Origin of the sequence: Mesorhizobium sp. M8A.F.Ca.ET.161.01.1.1, assembly GCF_004792105.1 — a bacterium.
Taxonomy (GTDB): domain Bacteria; phylum Pseudomonadota; class Alphaproteobacteria; order Rhizobiales; family Rhizobiaceae; genus Mesorhizobium.
Genome location: NZ_SRTD01000002.1, coordinates 567,416 through 582,851, shown reverse-complemented (window position 1 = coordinate 582,851; position 15,436 = coordinate 567,416). Strand labels below are relative to the sequence as shown.

The window sequence follows — 15,436 nt, the reverse complement described above, 5'->3', positions numbered from 1 at the left end:
TTGGAATTGCTCTGAGCGTGAAATTTGTTTCCTGACACGATTTTTCGGGCGGTGCGGCCTGTTTTTTCGCGGTTTTGCCGCGGGATAACGCTCCGGTAATCGGGTTTCGCTAGGCTTTGCCTTGACAAGCAAAAGCCGGGCCAGTTTCTATGCCCGCCGTGAAATTCATTCCGGAAGTCCGGACGCGTTCAGGAGGCGTTTGAAACCGAGCCATGGCGTTGGCGGCGAAACTACAGCTCCGACAGTCGCAGTCGCTGGTGATGACGCCGCAGCTGATGCAGTCGATTCGGCTGCTGCAGTTCACCCATGCCGAGCTTGAGCATTTCATCGACGAGGAGATCGAGCGCAATCCGCTCCTGGAGCGCGCCGAGCCGCAGGACGATGCCGCGAGCGATCAGGCGCAGAAGCTCGAGGCCGAGCCGCAAGCCGCCCCCGACGGCGACTGGTTCGAGAACGAAACGGCATGGAGCGCCGAGGCGATCTCGGAAAAGCTCGATACGTCCCTGGAAAACCTGTTTCCCGATGATCCCGGCACCAGCGAACGGCTCGGGCCCGACCTGACGGCGCAATGGAAATCGGCTTCGGGCAGCGGCGGCGGCTCCTCGTCCGAGGGGCTCGATGCCGGCGACATGGCGGCGAGCGCGATCACGCTGCGCGACCATGTCGGCGAGCAGATCGCACTTGCCTTCACCGATCCCGTAGCGCGGCTGATCGCCGGAGAACTTTCCGATGGGCTCGACGAGACCGGCTATGTCAGGGCCGATCTGGCGGAGATCGCCGCGCGGCTCGGCATCGACAGCCTGGCGGTGGGCAAGGTGCTGGCCGTATGCCAGACCTTCGAGCCGGCCGGCCTGTTCGCCCGCGATCTCGCGGAATGCCTTTCCCTGCAGCTTGCCGTGCGTGACCGGCTCGATCCGGCGATGAAGGCCCTGGTCGCCAATCTCGAACTGCTGGCACGGCGCGATTTCCAGACGCTGAAGCGGGTCTGCGGCGTCGACGAGGAGGATTTGCTCGACATGCTGGCCGAAATCCGGGCGCTCGACCCGCGGCCCGGCATGGCTTTTTCGGGCGGCGCCAGCGACGCCATCGTCGCCGATGTCGAGGTGCGGGCGGCCAATGACGGCAGCTGGACCGTCGAACTCAATGCCGAAACGCTGCCGCGCGTGCTGGTCGACCATATTTATTTCGCCCAGGTGTCGCCGCACGCGAAGAACCAGGCGGAGAAGGACTTCCTGGCCGAGTGTCTGCAGAACGCCAATTGGCTGACGCGCAGCCTCGACCAGCGGGCAAAGACGATCCTCAAAGTGGCCTCGGAAATCGTGCGCCAGCAGGACGCCTTCCTCGTCCATGGCGTACGCCATCTGAAGCCGCTCAACCTGCGCACGGTGGCCGACGCCATCGGCATGCACGAATCGACGGTCAGCCGGGTCACAGCGAACAAATACATGCTGACCCCGCGCGGCGTGTTCGAGCTGCGCTATTTCTTCACCGCCTCGATCGCGGCATCGGGCGGTGGCGAAGCGCATTCCTCCGAAGCGGTGCGTGATCGCATCAAGCAAATGATCGACGAGGAGAAGCCCGTCGATGTGCTGTCGGACGATGCTATCGTCGACATGCTCAGGGAAAGCGGCGTCGATATCGCCCGGCGCACGGTCGCCAAATACCGGGAAGGCATGAATATTCCCTCGTCGGTGCAGCGCCGGCGCGAGAAACGGGCGCTCGCCAGCGCCGGCCGCTAGGGCAAGTCCAGGAAAAGTGTGAAGCGGTTTCCCGGGAAGGCGCATGGCGCTTTCCCTTGGCAATTGCGCCAAGGCAAAGAGATGGAGCGGCGTTTCCGTGAAATGATGGACAGCTCCATGCGCTCACGATTTCCACAGTTTTCGAGTTTCATTGACAAGCCACGGTGAAGTGGCTAGAAGCCCGCCCGCATGAGACGGGCCTGATGCCCGCTAGCGGATGGTCCGTCACGACATGACCCCGGGACGGTCAAGAAGGCGGCTTGTGATCAACCGGAAAGTTCGGATTTAAATCGGCGCGAGTGACGCCGCAAAGCTTGTGCGCACGGATCACGAGTATAAACTCGGGCCAGTTTGAAGCCTGAGCAAGGAAGGTCAGTTTTCAGATGAATCTGCGCATATCGGGAAAGCATATGGATATCGGCGATGCGTTCCGCACACGCATCAACGATCGGGTCGGTGAAGCGATCGGCAAATATTTCGATCGCGGCTTCGCGGGACACGTCACCGTCATCAAATCGGGTTCGCGCTATTCGGCGGATTGCGTGATCCGGCTGGATTCAGGCGCCTCGCTGCAAGCCACCGGCGATGCCCAGGATCCGACGCTGGCCTTCGAGGCCGCCGCCGATCGGCTGGAGACCCGGCTTCGGCGCTACAAGCGCCGTCTGAAATCGCACAATTCGGGCAATGGCAATGGCGAATTGACCGACATTGCCTATACCGTGATGGCACCGCTTGCCGATGACGATGAGGAAATCCCGGAGGATTTCGCACCGGCCATCGTCGCCGAATCAACCATGACGCTGAAGACCATGTCGGTGGCCTCGGCCGTCATCGAGCTCGATACCAAGGACAGTCCGGTGGTTGTTTTCCGCAATGCCGGAACCGACCATCTCAACATCGTCTATCGCCGGCCCGACGGAAACATCGGCTGGATCGATCCGTCCACGACCAAAGTCGCACAGGGATAAAAGCCAGCCGCACGAGGGGTGGGGACTGGCGCGGCAGGCGAACAAGGATTTTCAAGTATGGATCTGAGCGATCTTATCAGCGTTCCGGCGATTTTGCCGGCGTTGAAGGCGAACTCCAAGAAGCAGCTTCTGCAATTGCTGTCCGAGCGGGCGGCGGCGATTTCGGGCATTCCGGAACGGGAGGTGTTCGACACCATCCTGCAGCGTGAGCGCCTGGGTTCGACCGGCGTCGGCAACGGCATCGCCATCCCGCACGGCAAGCTTGCCGGCGTGAAGCGCATCGCCGGCGTTTTCGCCCGGCTGGAAACGCCCGTCGATTTCGAATCGCTGGATGACCAACCGGTCGATCTGGTGTTTCTGCTGCTGGCGCCTGAAGGGGCGGGTGCCGATCACCTCAAGGCGCTGTCGCGCATCGCGCGCGTGCTGCGCGATGCCGACACGGTGGCCAAGATCAGGGGAACGCGTGACGCCACGGCGATCCATGCGCTTTTGTCGGACACGCAGGCCTCGCACGCGGCCTGAAGTCATCTTCTTTAAGATATCACCCCAAGGGCCGCCGTGAGCGGCCCTTTCGTTTCCGTCCCGCCTTAATGAATGGCGACGGTGGTCAAATCGTTTTCCATGGCGCCGGCCAGAGCACGGTCACGCGCATCGGAAAGCAGGATCGGCTGGCCGTTGGCGCCAAACAGGGCCCACAGCTCCATGCCGGGCGCGATTTCACCGATGTTGGGGAAGCGGCCGAGCAGTTCATCGCTCGAGACCTTGCGCAGATAGGCGACCGAGCCTTCGCCGAGATGGGCGAACTCGCCGCTGGTCATGGTGATGATTTCGTCAGTTCTGGTCATTTCAAGCCTCCTTGGCGCGAGGACGCCGCTCAAGGCCATCCCGCATGAGAGCCATCAGTGAAGATCAGTCTTTCACCGATATATTTATTTTCCGTACCAGCCGTTCGGACTCCGGCCGATCGAGGTCGATCGACAAAAGGCCGTTCTTCAGTTCCGCCGCGATCACCCGCATGCCGTCGGCCAGCACGAAACAGCGCTGGAACTGGCGCGCGGCAATGCCGCGATGAAGGAATTCGCGCTCGGTGTCGTCGGTTTGACGGCCGCGCACGACCAGCTGGTTTTCCTCCGTTGTCACATCGAGATCGCTTTCGGCGAAACCGGCGACGGCGAGTGTAATGCGCAGCCTTTCGGCCTTGCCGTCGGCACCGCTGAGGCGCTCGATATTGTAGGGAGGGTAGCTGTCGCCGGACTTCGCCAGGCGCTCCAGCGTCTTTTCCATGGCGTCGAAACCCAGGAGAAGCGGGCTGGAGAAAGGCGTCATTCGGCTCATGTTACACTGTCCTCTCAAGAGCGACATAAACTGGAAAAACCCGGATGGCATTTTTCCCGATGGTCTTGATATGGTCCGCCCCGCGGCCAAGTTCAAGCCACCAAAAGACCCGCCCAAAAAGACCAGGTCGTGGACTCACAGGAATAATCGCCATGGCGCTTGAAACGACGCGCGGATGCAACGAGAAGCGCGCAGGCCGGGACCGTTCCCCGTCAAGCGGCTCGGCAGCTTGCCGCCGGTTGGCGTCTTTCGGGCGCACGATCGGCCGGTGAGTTGATGGCCAGCTAAACAAGGAATTCAAATGCCCCAACCACGCAAGATCATCATCGACACCGATCCCGGCCAGGATGATGCCGTCGCCATTCTGCTGGCGCTCGGCAGTAGCGAACTGGACATCGTCGGCGTCACCGCCGTTGCCGGCAACGTCCCGCTGAAACTGACCGAAAAGAACGCCCGCAAGATCTGCGAACTGGCCGGTCGGCCGGACGTCAAGGTCTATGCCGGCGCCATCCGTCCGTTGGCGCGCGAACTGGTCACCGCCGAGGAAGTGCATGGCAAGACCGGCCTCAACGGGCCGCAGCTGCCCGAACCGACGATGCAACTGCAGGCGCAGTATGCCGTCCATTTCATCGTCGAGACGCTGATGCGGGAAGAGAGCGGCACCATCACGCTCTGCCCGCTCGGGCCGCTCACCAACATAGCGCTGGCATTGATCCGCGAACCGCGCATCGCACCGCGCATCAAGGAAATCGTGCTGATGGGCGGCGGCTTCTTCGAGGGCGGCAACGTTACGCCCGCGGCCGAATTCAACATCTATGTCGATCCGCAGGCCGCCGACCTGGTGTTCAAGTCCGGCATCCCGATCGTGATGATGCCGCTCGACGTCACCCACAAGGCGCTGACCACCACCAAGCGCATACAGGCTTTTCGCGCACTGGGCACCAAGGTCGGCACCGCGACCGCCGAGATGCTGGAGTTCTTCGAACGCTACGACGAGGGCAAATACGGCACTGACGGCGGGCCGCTGCACGACCCCTGCGTCATCGCCTATCTCTTGAAGCCGGAGCTGTTCAAGGGCCGCCACTGCAACGTCAGCGTGGAGACCGCCTCGGAACTGACCATGGGCATGACCGTGGTCGACTGGTGGGGTGTCACCAAGCGGGAAAAGAACGCCATGGTCATGCGCGACATCGACCATGATGGGTTTTTCGCGCTGCTGGTGGAGAGGTTGGGGCGGCTTTAAGGCCCCATTTCTCGGCGATTGAGCAGTCTGACCTGATAGTTCATGGCGTGTCGGCACACGACGAACAGCCCCTCAATCGGCAAACCGGTAGAAGACGGAGCCATTGTCGCGGGTAACGCGCTCAATTTTGACACGGGAGCCAATCAGGCGGGGTCGATCGTCGTCAACGAAAACCAGAGCGTTGTTCTCCAGGAACAATCCATATTGAGACGTGCTGGTCCAGTGCCAGTAAACGCCTTCGATCGTCGCGTTGATCGGGTCAGTTGATCGAATCGGCGTTGCGTCATTCTCCCACTTACTCTGGGCCAATATGAACATTATCGCAAAAAAACCGGAGAAGAAGACCACGCTGGGCGCGTTCCTCTTCAAACCCTCATAAGTCGACGGTGAAAACATGAATCCCTCAATGTCGATTCATGTGGTAGCTGGAAAGTAGACTTTCAATCAGCCGCCGACGCAGCTTTAACGCGGCGCCGGCCTCGGCTGCCGTTACTTCGACCTCGAAAACGCCAGCCACAGGCCGCCGCCGACCATGAAGCTGCCGCTGATCCTCGACAGGAGCTTGATGCGGCTGGCCGAGAGCATGCGCCCGGCGCGGCCGGCGGCCAGCGCATAGGTCGAATCCGACATGGCGGCGAAGATCATGGCGGTGAGGCCCATGATGACGATCTGCAGCGGGTAGTTGCCGGCGGGAGAGATGAACTGCGGAAAGAAGGCGCCGAAGAAGACCAGCGTCTTTGGATTGCTGAGCGCCACAGCCAAGCCCTGCAGGAAGAAGCCACCGCGGGGTTTCCGAGCGGTTCCGTCGGCGTTCAGCGTGCCCTTTGAGCGGAACATCTGCACGCCCATCCAGATCAGATAGGCCGCACCGATCAGCCTGACCCATTCGAACCAGTGGCCCATGCCCGCGATCAGCGTGTTGAGCCCAATGCCGACGATGGCGATCATGACGGCAAGGCCGGCCTGCGTGCCGGCGACGTTGGCGAGGCCGGCACGGGAACCATGGCGGACGCTGTTGGCGATGATCAGCGTGACCGTCGGCCCAGGCACCAGGATGATGACGATGCAAGCAAGAACATAGGCGGCGTAGAGTTCCAGCGACATGATTTTTCCTCGCAATGCCGCTGTCGCGGCCTGTCAGGCGACAATCAATGCATGACGGCGAGGGCGAAGCAAGCTGGCGCGCGTCGTACGTGGCTCAGGCGCCGGCCGGCCAGGGCAGGGTCGTCTCATAGGCGACCGCGGCCTTCAGCACGGCGAGGTCGCCGCGTGGCCGGCCGATCAACTGCATGCCCATGGGCCGGGCCCTGTCGTCGAAGCCGACCGGGACATTGACCGCCGGGCAACCGCCCAAGGTGGCGAAGGCCGAAACCTGCATCCAGCGATGGTAGCTGTCCATTGCCCGCCCGGCGACCTCGCGCGGCCAATGGGTGCCGACATCGAAGGGAAAGACCTGCGCGGTCGGCAGCGCGATGAGGTCGAAGCGTTCGAAGATCGATAGTAGCATCCGGTGCCAGGACGTGCGCATGACCGAGGCCGCGCGAATCTGCGGCGCCGTCAGCCGCATGGCGTTTTCCACCTCCCAGACGGCTTCCGGCTTCAGCAGCCTGCGCCTAGCGGGATCGTCATAATGCACTTTCAGCGCGCAGCCGCTGCTGGCCTGGCGCAGCGTCACGAAGGCCTGCCAGAGTGCCTCGAAATCGAAATCCGGACGCAAGGGCTCGGTCCGGAAGGATGCATCCGTGAACCGTGCCAGCGCTGCCTCGCACAGGTCGAGGATGCCGGGCTCGACCGGCAGATGGCCGCCGAGATCGCCGAGCCAGGCGACGCGGCCGCCGGTCGCCGGTGGCGCGAGCCCTTCGAGGAAGGATCCCGGCTTTTCATAGGAGAGAGGCGCTTGCGGATGGTAACCGGCCTGCACGTCGAGCAACAGCGCCATGTCGGCGACGTTGCGGCCCATCGGCCCCTCGACGCCCATCTGCGCGTGAAAAACCTCGAAGTCGGGACCGCCGGGCACGAGCCCCTGCGATGGCCGAAAGCCGTAGACATTGTTCCAGGCAGCCGGGTTGCGCAGCGAACCGCCGAAATCGCTGCCATCGGCGACCGGCACCATGTCCAGCGCCAGCGCCACCGCCGCGCCGCCGCTCGAGCCGCCGGCGGTCAGCGCCGGATCGAAGGCGTTCAGCGTTGGCCCGAAGACGTTGTTGTAGGTGTTGGAGCCGAGCCCGAATTCGGGAACATTGGTCTTGCCGATGATGATGGCGCCAGCGTCGCGGATGCGTTCGACGAAGAAATCGTCTTCCTGCGGCACGAAATCGGCGAAGATCGGCGAGCCGAACGAGGTTCTGAGGCCCGTTGTGGAGGCAAGGTCCTTGATGGCGATGGGAAGGCCAAAGAGCGCGCCGGTTCCATCCGTCCGCCTGACATCGGCGGCGTCGGCCTCGCGCAGGATATCGGCGCGGTCTCGCAGCGAGACGATGGCGTTGACCTGCGGGTTGACCGCATCGATGCGGTCCAGGAAAGCCGTCACCACCTCGCGCACGGAGAGTTTCTTTCGGCGGATCGCGTCGACGAGTTCGACAGCCGACAGGCGACAGATGTCGCTGGCCGCGGGTACGGCATGCTTCGTGCGGGGGCGCATCATCTCAACGGGCCTCTTGCAAGGCCTGCTCGACGTCTTTCGCCAGCGGGATCGCCGGCTGGGCGCCGGGCTTGAGGCAAGCGAGCGAGCCGGCAGCGCCGGCACGCGCAAGTGCCTGTTCGAGCGTGAGGCCCGACGACAGGCCGGCGGCGAAATAGCCGCAGAACGTGTCGCCGGCCCCAACCGTGTCGACCGGCGTGATCTTCAGCGCGGGAACAGTCAGGAAATCGCTCGGTGTCGCCGCCATCACGCCATCGCCGCCGAGGGTGACGACGATGGTGCGTCCGGTTTTCCCGGCAAAATCGCGCATGCGTGCAGCACGATCGCGACCCTTCAAGGCCAGCGCTTCACCATAGAGGTCGAACTCGGTCTCATTGGCGACCGCGTAGTCGGCCTTGCCGAGGAAGGCGGCTGCCTCGCCATGAAAAGGAGCGGTGTTGAGGACAGTGACCGCGCCGGCCGTCCTTGCCTGGTCGAGTGCCGCATCGATCGTCGCGAGCGGAATCTCATGCTGCAGCAGCACGACGTCGCCCTTCTTCAGAAAAGCCTTGGAGAGGTCGCCGGGCACCACGGAAGCATTGGCGCCGGGCACCACGGCGATGATGTTCTCGCCGTCGTCGCCGACCATGATCAGCGCCGTGCCGGTCGAGGCAAAGGTCTCTCCCACGCCAGACAGGTCGACCTTGGCCTCGCGCAGCAACGCCAGTGCTTCGGGTGCGAAATTGTCCTTGCCAACGGCGCCGACCATGCGCACCTGAGCGCCGGCACGCGCGGCGGCCAATGCCTGGTTGGCCCCTTTGCCGCCAGGCGCCGTCGAGAAACTGGAACCGCTTACCGTCTCACCGGGGCTCGGCAAGCGGTCGACGTTGGCGATAAGGTCGAGGTTGATCGAGCCGACAACGACTATCAAGAAAGTGCCTCCTGCTGAACGCACGGGAAGCTACCCTGCCGGGCCGTTCGATGCCAGACCACGCGAATGGTCCAGCGCGATTTGCTGCCTCACTCGCATCGCACGGTGACGATGCCCTGATAGTTGCCGGCGGGGAAGATACCGCTCGATTTGGTGGCGGTGAGGTCGATCTGCATGGCGTGGGTGCCGTTGACGACCCTTTGCGGCACGCCCCCATTGTTGTCGACCCCCGAGCCATCGAGGCGGTAGACCGAGGCGAAGGTCACGTTGGTGCCGCCGCCGCTCGGCGCCGACGAGAACGCGGCAGGCGCGGGCGCTGAAACAGAATAACAGTCAAGCAGGTTAAGTATCGAGCACAGCAGGGAGCTAGCCACCACGGTGGCATTGGCGCTCGATCCGCCTGCCTGCTTGGAGCCCAGTATGCCGATGGCCGGATTTGCGGTCATCGTGCCCGATGCCCCGACCATGATGGTGCAGGTGCCGATGATCGCCGCCTGCGCCGGAAGGCAGAAACCGGCGAGTGCGGCCATCGCAAGCAGCGCCCGGTTATTTCTTCTTCTTTTTCTTGCCATCGCTGTTTCCGGTCCTGATGCTCCAGCCTTCGTTGGCCCATCCAGGTGATGCGGCAGCGGTGGCGGGAGCGCTTGCGGCCACGCTCGCGGTCGTGCCGCCGTCGACATTGACGCCCATCTTCAACAACTTTAGCTCCATCTGAAGGCGCTGCACCTCGAGTTCATAGAGCCGGCTGCAGTCGAGACGCTTCGGCGTCCGGCCGATCGGGATCACCACCCGGCCATAGGTGGCGACGCCATTGTTCGTCTGGCTGTTGCCTCTGATAACGCCGAGATCGACATAGGCACCGGAACCGGAAACGGCGGAACGGCAAGTGGTGCCATCCGCGGCGTGAACCTCGTCCTGGCCCTGGGGCAGAGTGACACCGGGCAAGTTGAAGCCGTTCTCGTTCTGGTTGAGATTGTAAATCTGTTCCTGGGCCTGGGTTGGAGCGGTGCTGGTCACAGCAACCGCGAGCGCCAGCGTCAGGACTTGCGGTGCCCAAAAAACTTTCCGCATATCTGTGCCCTTATCTGCGTCTGTTGATTGGGAAAGGGGATGCTCTCGGTACAGATACGCACTTTACGCTCGGCAGCGCCGCCGAAGGGCACGACCACAAGGACAGGGCGGGAAGCCTGCGAGCCCAATTGGAAGACACTTGGAGAGATCTTGGCGTCCACCGGCTGAAAATCCTGATCGTAGACGTGGATTTCGACCTTGATCTTCCGGTCGTAGGGATTGGCGGGGAACACGCGGACCGCGAAGGCGTCGGTGAAACTGTTGACCTCACCCCGCATCGGCGACATCGACTGGGCGCCCGCGGCAATGGGCATCAATCCGGCGGCCAATGCCGCCGCCAGGTTCAGAGCATGTTTCAAGGATCCCTCCTTCGCGACGGCCTATTCGCAGCGCAGTGTTACGGTTGCCTGATAGTTGCCGTTCGCGAAGCGGTTGCTGCCACCCTTGGTGCCGGCGAGATGGACCGAGACAAGGTCGGCGCCGGGGGCGGTCAGGGCGGTGGAGGAACCCGTTTCCGCGATCGTGTGGGCGCCGCTGGACAAATAGGTCGGTGTCCAGGTGGTGGCCGTGCTGTCGGCGGCCGGCACGGTGGTGAGGGTCACCGGATCGACGCTCAGCGAAACACCTCCGGTGGTGGTGAGCGTGACTGTTCCAGCCGAACCGCCGCTGTTGTGCGAGCTCAGCGACTGGAGGTCGGGGCTCACCGTCATCGTGCCGTTGGAGCCGACAACGAGCGTGCAGGTCGCGGTTACCGTGCCGTTGAAAATGACATTCTGCGTTGTGGCCATCGCGGCGTGGTCCAGGCACGCGACAAGCAAGGCTGCACCGACGGTGGTGCGAAACAACGGCATCGAGACCCTCCTATTAAGTCGGACCGCCCGAATTAATATGGGTCATCATCGCTTTAGCATGGTTAATTTAGCGTAAACTCAAATAAAGTGCCGAAACAACAGTCATGAAGAAACCGATGGTTGTCACCGGTTGTATCCACCGATTCCGAAAAGAATTCGCACTAATACTTTAAAATCCGAATATTCATATATTCCTTGGAACCGGAATTAAAAATCGACATTTCAGGACGAAATCTGCCCCGCCTCCCAGCCCAGGATGGCGCGCTTGCGGGTCAGGCCCCAGTGATAGCCGGTAAGATCGCCTGATTTGCCGATGGCGCGGTGGCAAGGCACCACGAAAGAGAGCGGGTTGGCGCCGTTGGCGGCGCCGACCGCGCGGCTGGCGCTCGGCGCGCCGATGGCGGCGGCGATCGAGGAATAGGTGCGGGCCTTGCCCATCGGGATCCGCAGCAAGGCTTCCCAGACGCGGACCTGGAAGTCGGTGCCGATCATGACGACGTGCAGCGGCTGGTCGGCGCGCCACAACGTCGGCTCGAAGATGCGCGCGGCATAAGGGCCTGTCGCTTCCCGGTCCTCGACATAGAAGGCGTTGGGCCAGCGCCCCGACATGTCGGCGAAGGCGGTGCGCTCCTCGCCGGCGTCGCAGAACGCGAGGCCGGCAAGCCCGCGGTCCGTGGCCATGATCAAGGCGGTGCCGAATGGGGAGGGGTGATAGCCGTAGCGGATGGTGAGGCCGGCGCCGCGCGTCTTGTAGTCGCCAGGCGACATCGCCTCATGGGTGACGAACAGGTCGTGCAGCCGGCCGGGACCGGACATGCCCAGTTCAAAAGAGGTTTCGAGCAGCGGCATGCCGGAATCGAGCAGCTTGCGCGCATGGTCCAGCGTCACCGCCTGCAGGAAGGCCTTGGGCGACAGACCGGCCCAGCGGGTGAAGAGTTTTTGCAAGCCGGTCGGCGTCTCGCCGACCTCTTCGGCCAGTTCTTCCAGCGATGGCTGGTCGCGATAGTCGAGGCTGATCTTCTCGATGGCGCGGCGCACGATTTCGTAGTCGCTGCCCTCGGGCGTGATGTCCCTCTTGAGGACTGCCGTGTGTGTGCTCATGGACCTGTCTCCTTGGGCGGGAATATCGCCCCTTGGGGCGCCGATCGCCACCCGAAACTTGCCTTCTTGCAGCACCTGCCCAGATAGACTGGGGATTCGAGCCCGGGAGCCGCTCATGGTTGGCGAAAAAGTACATTTGACGGGAGCAAAAGAGACCTTGCTCATGACCCTGTACGGCAAGGCGCTGGAGAGCAGGATGCCCCAGTCGCTGCTCGGGGACCATTTCGCCGACGCGGCGCTGCGCAAGATCGACTATGATTTCGCCAGGCTCAAGGTCGACGAGAATCTCGGCATCGGCCTGGCGATCCGAGCCAAGACATTGGACGTCCGCGTCGAGGATTTTCTGGCCAGAAATCCTGGCGCCATCGTGCTGCATCTGGGTTGCGGGCTTGATACCCGCATCTTCCGGGTCGATCCTCCACCGTGGGTGGACTGGTTCGATATCGACTATCCCGAAGTGATCGAACTCAGGCGCAAGCTCTACCCGTCCCGCGACCATTACCACCTCATCGCTTCGTCGGTGACCGAACCCGGCTGGTTGGCCGACGTGCCTCGCAACCGCCTGGCCATCGTGGTGGCGGAGGGATTGACGCCCTATCTCCCCGCCGACGAAGGGCTGCGCCTGCTTTCACGGCTTGTCTCGCATCTTGCAGGCGGCGAACTGATCTTCGACGCCTACAGCCGTTTCGGCCTGACGCTGCTTCGCCTCAATCCGACGATCAAGGCGACGGGCGCCGAGGTCCACTGGGCGATCGACGACCCGCACGAGCTGGAACTAGCGGTTCCGAAGCTGCGGTTCATCGAGGATATTTCGGCCTACAAGCCCGAGCACGCTGCCCGCATGGGCTGGTCCGCCAAGCTGTTCGTCCGCCTTTGGAAACACATTCCGGCGCTGCGCAAGGTCGGCAGGCTGCTGCGGTATCGCTTCTGAAGCACATTGTTTGCCGCAATTGCGGACGGAAAACCGCTTCACACTTTTCTGGGAATTGCTTAGCGCGCCTTGGCGGTCGCCAGAGCGCGCGCGAAGGCGGTGGCGAAGCTCTCGCGGGAATCGGGATCGAGGAAGCCGCCGATCGGCACGTTCTGGCCCTGTGCTTCCACGGTCATTCTGGTGATGCCGATCTCGGCGTGCCGGGCGATCGAAAACCGAGCCCAAAACGGATTGAAGCGGTGCGCTTCCGACTTTCCCGAGGGGGCCGTCTTGCGGATATCGAGGCTGGTTCGCGAGACCGACACTTCCTCGCGGGCGCGGGCGGCCCGATAGTTGACGCGGAAGGCGATGTAAACGGCGATCACGTCGAGGCCGAAGAAGCCGAACACCGGCCAGGCGCCGCGGGACAGGAAGAACGCGCCCGTCACCAGCCAGCCGAACGTCAGGGCGCCCATCAGGATCAGGAAGCCCGTCCTGCCCAGCGACCGGTGTGGGGTCAGCAATGCATGAAAGAAGGGCTCATCAGCCTGAAACGAGGCGTTTGTGTCGCTCATGACAGACTATTATAGGAGGGAAATGGCGCGCCCCAAGTCCAAAGATTCGTCCCTGCCCAAAAGTGAACTGTTGCCCGGACGGCGCGACGGCGCGAACGCCAAACCGCGCCTCAGGCCCGCGCGGTCCAGATCGATTTATAGCCCGACGGAAGTGCGCGAGATATTCAGGCGCTTTTCAGTGCAGCGGCCTGAGCCCAAGGGCGAGCTCGAACATGTCAATGCCTTCACGCTGCTGGTGGCCGTGGTGCTTTCGGCGCAAGCGACCGATGCGGGCGTCAACAAGGCGACGCGTGCCTTGTTCAAGGTTGCCGATACGCCACAAAAGATGCTGGCGCTCGGTGAAGCCAGGGTCGGCGACTTTATCAGGACCATCGGTCTCTGGCGCAACAAGGCCAAGAACGTCATCGCCCTGTCGGAGGCGCTGATCCGAGACCATGGCGGCGAGGTGCCTGACGACCGCGATGAGCTGGTCAAGCTGCCCGGTGTCGGGCGCAAGACCGCCAATGTCGTGCTCAACATGGCCTTCGGCCAACATACGATGGCGGTCGACACGCACATCCTGCGCATCGGCAACCGGCTTGGCCTGGCGCCCGGCAAGACCCCGGAACAGGTCGAGCAGGGATTGTTGAGGATCATCCCGGACGAATATATGCGCCACGCCCATCACTGGCTGATCCTGCATGGCCGCTATGTCTGCAAGGCGCGCAAGCCGGATTGTCCGGCCTGCGTCATCGCCGATATCTGCAAGGCGGAGGTGAAGACGACCAGCATTCCGGCACCCCTGGTGCCGATCGCTCCACTTGAAACGGTTTCCGCCGACGATCAGTAGCCGTAGCCATGCGCCATCGCCGCCGCGAAGACCGGGATCAGCAGGAAGACGAACGCCTCGGCGCGGATATAGGTCTTCACCGAGGCCAGTTCGCCGACAGGCACGGCGAAGGAAGGATTGGTACTCGCCTGCCGGCTCCAGGAAATGAAACGCACGGTCGGGACGATCGACAGCAGGCCGACGATGCCGAACGCCGCCATCTTGGCCCAGAACACCCAATTGTGGACGTAGAACTCCCAGCCCTTGAGCCCCCAGACGACACGGCCGATGCCGACGATGATGATGAGCGCGGCGATGATGCCGTAGTGGCGATCGATGCCGGCGAGCCGCTTGAGCGTCGCGGCGGGCAGGTCGCCACGGATCAGCACGAATTCGGCGCCAATGATCCCCGCCAGCGAGAACACCAGCAGATGGTGGATGATGGCGAGCACGAGGTCGGTGGTGTCCATGCTCGTTTCCCTCGGATCGGCGGCACTGGGCGCCTCAAAATTTGGGCTGCTGAATCAGCCCGCGTCGAAAATAACACCGCCGCGCAAAAATCCCAAAGCGCTGCCCGGATGTCGTGAAGGCAGCCGGACGTCGCGCTTTCGTCCTGGATGACGCTCCCTGGGTTCCCTGGCTCTTGCACGGCGCCGTCGATTTGCTAACCCGCAGGCCGTAACGCGAGGCAAATCCAATGAATCCGACGCAAGCGACTGTCGCCCCCGTCATCGAGACGCCACGAACCATCCTGCGGCCACACCAGCTCGGCGACTTCGATGCCTATGCCACGATGTGGGCCGATCCGGTCGTCACCCGTTTCATCGGCGGCAAGCCGCGTACGCGTGAGGAAAGCTGGATGCGCTTCCTGCGTCACGCCGGCCTGTGGTCGCTGTTGGGCTATGGGTTCTGGGCCATCGAGGAGAAAGCGACTGGCCGCTTCGTCGGGGAGGCCGGGTTCCACGATCTGAAGCGCGACATGGAGCCGTCGATCGAAGGCATCCCCGAGGCGGGGTGGGCGCTCGCTCCGGCCGCGCATGGCGCTGGCCTTGCCACGGAGATCGTCAGCCGTGTGCATGGCTGGGGCGACGAGACGTTCGGACGTGCCAGAACCGTCTGCATCATCGATCCCGAAAATACGGCCTCGTTGAACGTCGCCAGGAAGTGCGGCTATACCGAGCTGACGCAGACCCTCTATCACGATGCGCCGACCATCCTGCTGGAGCGGCTGCCCTGAGTGGCGTCATCGACTGGACATACCCGCTCTGCTAGCATCGATCATCA

The 15,436-nt window shown here is 62.9% G+C and carries 20 protein-coding genes; 7 read left to right on the top strand and 13 right to left on the bottom strand.

What is annotated here, in order from left to right; translation table 11 throughout:
• Nucleotides 1-212 precede the first annotated feature (212 nt).
• The 3 genes from rpoN (at nt 213) to ptsN (ending at nt 3,229) form a co-directional block, all read left to right on the top strand.
• Nucleotides 213-1,739, top strand: coding sequence for an RNA polymerase factor sigma-54 (gene rpoN, locus EN804_RS07810; protein ID WP_127279800.1), 1,527 nt, complete (start codon nt 213-215; stop codon nt 1,737-1,739).
• A 383-nt stretch (nt 1,740-2,122) separates the two neighbouring features.
• Nucleotides 2,123-2,707, top strand: coding sequence for a ribosome-associated translation inhibitor RaiA (gene raiA / locus EN804_RS07805; RefSeq protein WP_135919050.1), 585 nt, complete (start codon nt 2,123-2,125; stop codon nt 2,705-2,707).
• A gap of 57 nt (nt 2,708-2,764) precedes the next feature.
• Entirely contained in the window at nt 2,765-3,229 is a 465-nt protein-coding gene (gene ptsN / locus EN804_RS07800) for a PTS IIA-like nitrogen regulatory protein PtsN (RefSeq protein ID WP_010911486.1), read from the top strand.
• Nucleotides 3,230-3,294: 65 nt separating this feature from the next.
• On the opposite strand, the gene EN804_RS07795 is transcribed toward ptsN, so the two are convergent.
• Nucleotides 3,295-3,552: a DUF1150 family protein gene (locus tag EN804_RS07795; protein ID WP_127869990.1), complete on the bottom strand. Its 258-nt coding sequence runs from the start codon at nt 3,550-3,552 to the stop codon at nt 3,295-3,297.
• A gap of 64 nt (nt 3,553-3,616) precedes the next feature.
• Complete coding sequence (locus EN804_RS07790) at nt 3,617-4,042, bottom strand: Hsp20 family protein (protein ID WP_013893014.1); 426 nt, start codon at nt 4,040-4,042, stop codon at nt 3,617-3,619.
• A gap of 301 nt (nt 4,043-4,343) precedes the next feature.
• Here EN804_RS07790 and EN804_RS07785 point away from each other — a divergent pair, with 301 nt between their 5' ends.
• Nucleotides 4,344-5,285, top strand: coding sequence for a nucleoside hydrolase (locus EN804_RS07785; protein ID WP_135919049.1), 942 nt, complete (start codon nt 4,344-4,346; stop codon nt 5,283-5,285).
• A gap of 72 nt (nt 5,286-5,357) precedes the next feature.
• Here the strand turns inward: EN804_RS07785 and EN804_RS07780 are convergent, their stop codons facing one another.
• The 9 genes from EN804_RS07780 to EN804_RS07740 all read right to left on the bottom strand — a co-directional run bounded on the left by EN804_RS07780 (nt 5,358) and on the right by EN804_RS07740 (nt 11,859).
• The gene (locus EN804_RS07780; RefSeq protein WP_135919048.1) at nt 5,358-5,681 is read right to left on the bottom strand and encodes a hypothetical protein; all 324 of its coding nucleotides are present in this window, start codon (nt 5,679-5,681) and stop codon (nt 5,358-5,360) included.
• 93 nt (nt 5,682-5,774) lie between these two features.
• Nucleotides 5,775-6,389 carry a LysE family translocator gene (locus EN804_RS07775; RefSeq protein WP_135919047.1) on the bottom strand — a complete coding sequence of 205 codons (615 nt, stop codon included), beginning with the start codon at nt 6,387-6,389 and terminating at the stop codon, nt 5,775-5,777.
• A gap of 94 nt (nt 6,390-6,483) precedes the next feature.
• Entirely contained in the window at nt 6,484-7,929 is a 1,446-nt protein-coding gene (locus tag EN804_RS07770; protein ID WP_135919046.1) for an amidase, read from the bottom strand.
• 1 nt (nt 7,930) lies between these two features.
• On the bottom strand, nt 7,931-8,836 hold the full coding sequence (locus EN804_RS07765) for a ribokinase (RefSeq protein ID WP_135865732.1): 906 nt from the start codon (nt 8,834-8,836) through the stop codon (nt 7,931-7,933).
• Nucleotides 8,837-8,925: 89 nt separating this feature from the next.
• The gene (locus tag EN804_RS07760; RefSeq protein WP_127277096.1) at nt 8,926-9,408 is read right to left on the bottom strand and encodes a hypothetical protein; all 483 of its coding nucleotides are present in this window, start codon (nt 9,406-9,408) and stop codon (nt 8,926-8,928) included.
• On the bottom strand, nt 9,383-9,907 hold the full coding sequence (locus tag EN804_RS07755; RefSeq protein WP_127277098.1) for a hypothetical protein: 525 nt from the start codon (nt 9,905-9,907) through the stop codon (nt 9,383-9,385). Before EN804_RS07755 ends, EN804_RS07760 begins: the two co-directional genes overlap by 26 nt.
• Nucleotides 9,874-10,266: a hypothetical protein gene (locus tag EN804_RS07750; protein ID WP_127277100.1), complete on the bottom strand. Its 393-nt coding sequence runs from the start codon at nt 10,264-10,266 to the stop codon at nt 9,874-9,876. Before EN804_RS07750 ends, EN804_RS07755 begins: the two co-directional genes overlap by 34 nt.
• A gap of 21 nt (nt 10,267-10,287) precedes the next feature.
• Nucleotides 10,288-10,758: a hypothetical protein gene (locus EN804_RS07745; RefSeq protein ID WP_135919045.1), complete on the bottom strand. Its 471-nt coding sequence runs from the start codon at nt 10,756-10,758 to the stop codon at nt 10,288-10,290.
• 222 nt (nt 10,759-10,980) lie between these two features.
• The gene (locus EN804_RS07740) at nt 10,981-11,859 is read right to left on the bottom strand and encodes a bifunctional helix-turn-helix domain-containing protein/methylated-DNA--[protein]-cysteine S-methyltransferase (protein ID WP_135919044.1); all 879 of its coding nucleotides are present in this window, start codon (nt 11,857-11,859) and stop codon (nt 10,981-10,983) included.
• Between the two features lie 115 nt (nt 11,860-11,974).
• On the opposite strand from EN804_RS07740, the gene EN804_RS07735 reads away from it, so the two are divergent.
• Complete coding sequence (locus tag EN804_RS07735; protein WP_127869982.1) at nt 11,975-12,790, top strand: class I SAM-dependent methyltransferase; 816 nt, start codon at nt 11,975-11,977, stop codon at nt 12,788-12,790.
• A gap of 59 nt (nt 12,791-12,849) precedes the next feature.
• Here EN804_RS07735 and EN804_RS07730 read toward each other — a convergent pair whose 3' ends face one another.
• Complete coding sequence (locus EN804_RS07730) at nt 12,850-13,344, bottom strand: DUF2244 domain-containing protein (RefSeq protein WP_127277108.1); 495 nt, start codon at nt 13,342-13,344, stop codon at nt 12,850-12,852.
• Nucleotides 13,345-13,366: 22 nt separating this feature from the next.
• Between EN804_RS07730 and nth the strand changes: the two genes are divergently transcribed.
• Nucleotides 13,367-14,173: an endonuclease III gene (gene nth / locus EN804_RS07725; protein ID WP_135919043.1), complete on the top strand. Its 807-nt coding sequence runs from the start codon at nt 13,367-13,369 to the stop codon at nt 14,171-14,173.
• Here the strand turns inward: nth and EN804_RS07720 are convergent.
• Entirely contained in the window at nt 14,167-14,622 is a 456-nt protein-coding gene (locus tag EN804_RS07720) for a DUF2214 family protein (RefSeq protein WP_135919042.1), read from the bottom strand. The two genes, nth and EN804_RS07720, sit on opposite strands and share 7 nt — an antisense overlap.
• Before the next feature lie 227 nt (nt 14,623-14,849).
• On the opposite strand from EN804_RS07720, the gene EN804_RS07715 reads away from it, so the two are divergent.
• The gene (locus tag EN804_RS07715; protein WP_135865721.1) at nt 14,850-15,389 is read left to right on the top strand and encodes a GNAT family N-acetyltransferase; all 540 of its coding nucleotides are present in this window, start codon (nt 14,850-14,852) and stop codon (nt 15,387-15,389) included.
• Nucleotides 15,390-15,436: the final 47 nt, after the last annotated feature.

Bases quoted from the DNA above. Each gene is read 5' to 3' on its own strand.
- nth (WP_135919043.1), top strand. From the start codon at position 13,367: ATGGCGCGCCCCAAGTCCAAAGATTCGTCCCTGCCCAAAAGTGAACTG.
- ptsN (WP_010911486.1), top strand. From the start codon at position 2,765: ATGGATCTGAGCGATCTTATCAGCGTTCCGGCGATTTTGCCGGCGTTG.
- EN804_RS07760 (WP_127277096.1), bottom strand. From the start codon at position 9,408: ATGGCAAGAAAAAGAAGAAGAAATAACCGGGCGCTGCTTGCGATGGCC.
- EN804_RS07770 (WP_135919046.1), bottom strand. From the start codon at position 7,929: ATGATGCGCCCCCGCACGAAGCATGCCGTACCCGCGGCCAGCGACATC.
- EN804_RS07775 (WP_135919047.1), bottom strand. From the start codon at position 6,389: ATGTCGCTGGAACTCTACGCCGCCTATGTTCTTGCTTGCATCGTCATC.
- EN804_RS07790 (WP_013893014.1), bottom strand. From the start codon at position 4,042: ATGAGCCGAATGACGCCTTTCTCCAGCCCGCTTCTCCTGGGTTTCGAC.
- EN804_RS07785 (WP_135919049.1), top strand. From the start codon at position 4,344: ATGCCCCAACCACGCAAGATCATCATCGACACCGATCCCGGCCAGGAT.
- EN804_RS07745 (WP_135919045.1), bottom strand. From the start codon at position 10,758: ATGCCGTTGTTTCGCACCACCGTCGGTGCAGCCTTGCTTGTCGCGTGC.
- raiA (WP_135919050.1), top strand. From the start codon at position 2,123: ATGAATCTGCGCATATCGGGAAAGCATATGGATATCGGCGATGCGTTC.
- EN804_RS07755 (WP_127277098.1), bottom strand. From the start codon at position 9,907: ATGCGGAAAGTTTTTTGGGCACCGCAAGTCCTGACGCTGGCGCTCGCG.
- EN804_RS07730 (WP_127277108.1), bottom strand. From the start codon at position 13,344: ATGAGCGACACAAACGCCTCGTTTCAGGCTGATGAGCCCTTCTTTCAT.
- EN804_RS07795 (WP_127869990.1), bottom strand. From the start codon at position 3,552: ATGACCAGAACTGACGAAATCATCACCATGACCAGCGGCGAGTTCGCC.
- EN804_RS07720 (WP_135919042.1), bottom strand. From the start codon at position 14,622: ATGGACACCACCGACCTCGTGCTCGCCATCATCCACCATCTGCTGGTG.
- EN804_RS07780 (WP_135919048.1), bottom strand. From the start codon at position 5,681: ATGTTTTCACCGTCGACTTATGAGGGTTTGAAGAGGAACGCGCCCAGC.
- EN804_RS07740 (WP_135919044.1), bottom strand. From the start codon at position 11,859: ATGAGCACACACACGGCAGTCCTCAAGAGGGACATCACGCCCGAGGGC.
- rpoN (WP_127279800.1), top strand. From the start codon at position 213: ATGGCGTTGGCGGCGAAACTACAGCTCCGACAGTCGCAGTCGCTGGTG.
- EN804_RS07735 (WP_127869982.1), top strand. From the start codon at position 11,975: ATGGTTGGCGAAAAAGTACATTTGACGGGAGCAAAAGAGACCTTGCTC.
- EN804_RS07715 (WP_135865721.1), top strand. From the start codon at position 14,850: ATGAATCCGACGCAAGCGACTGTCGCCCCCGTCATCGAGACGCCACGA.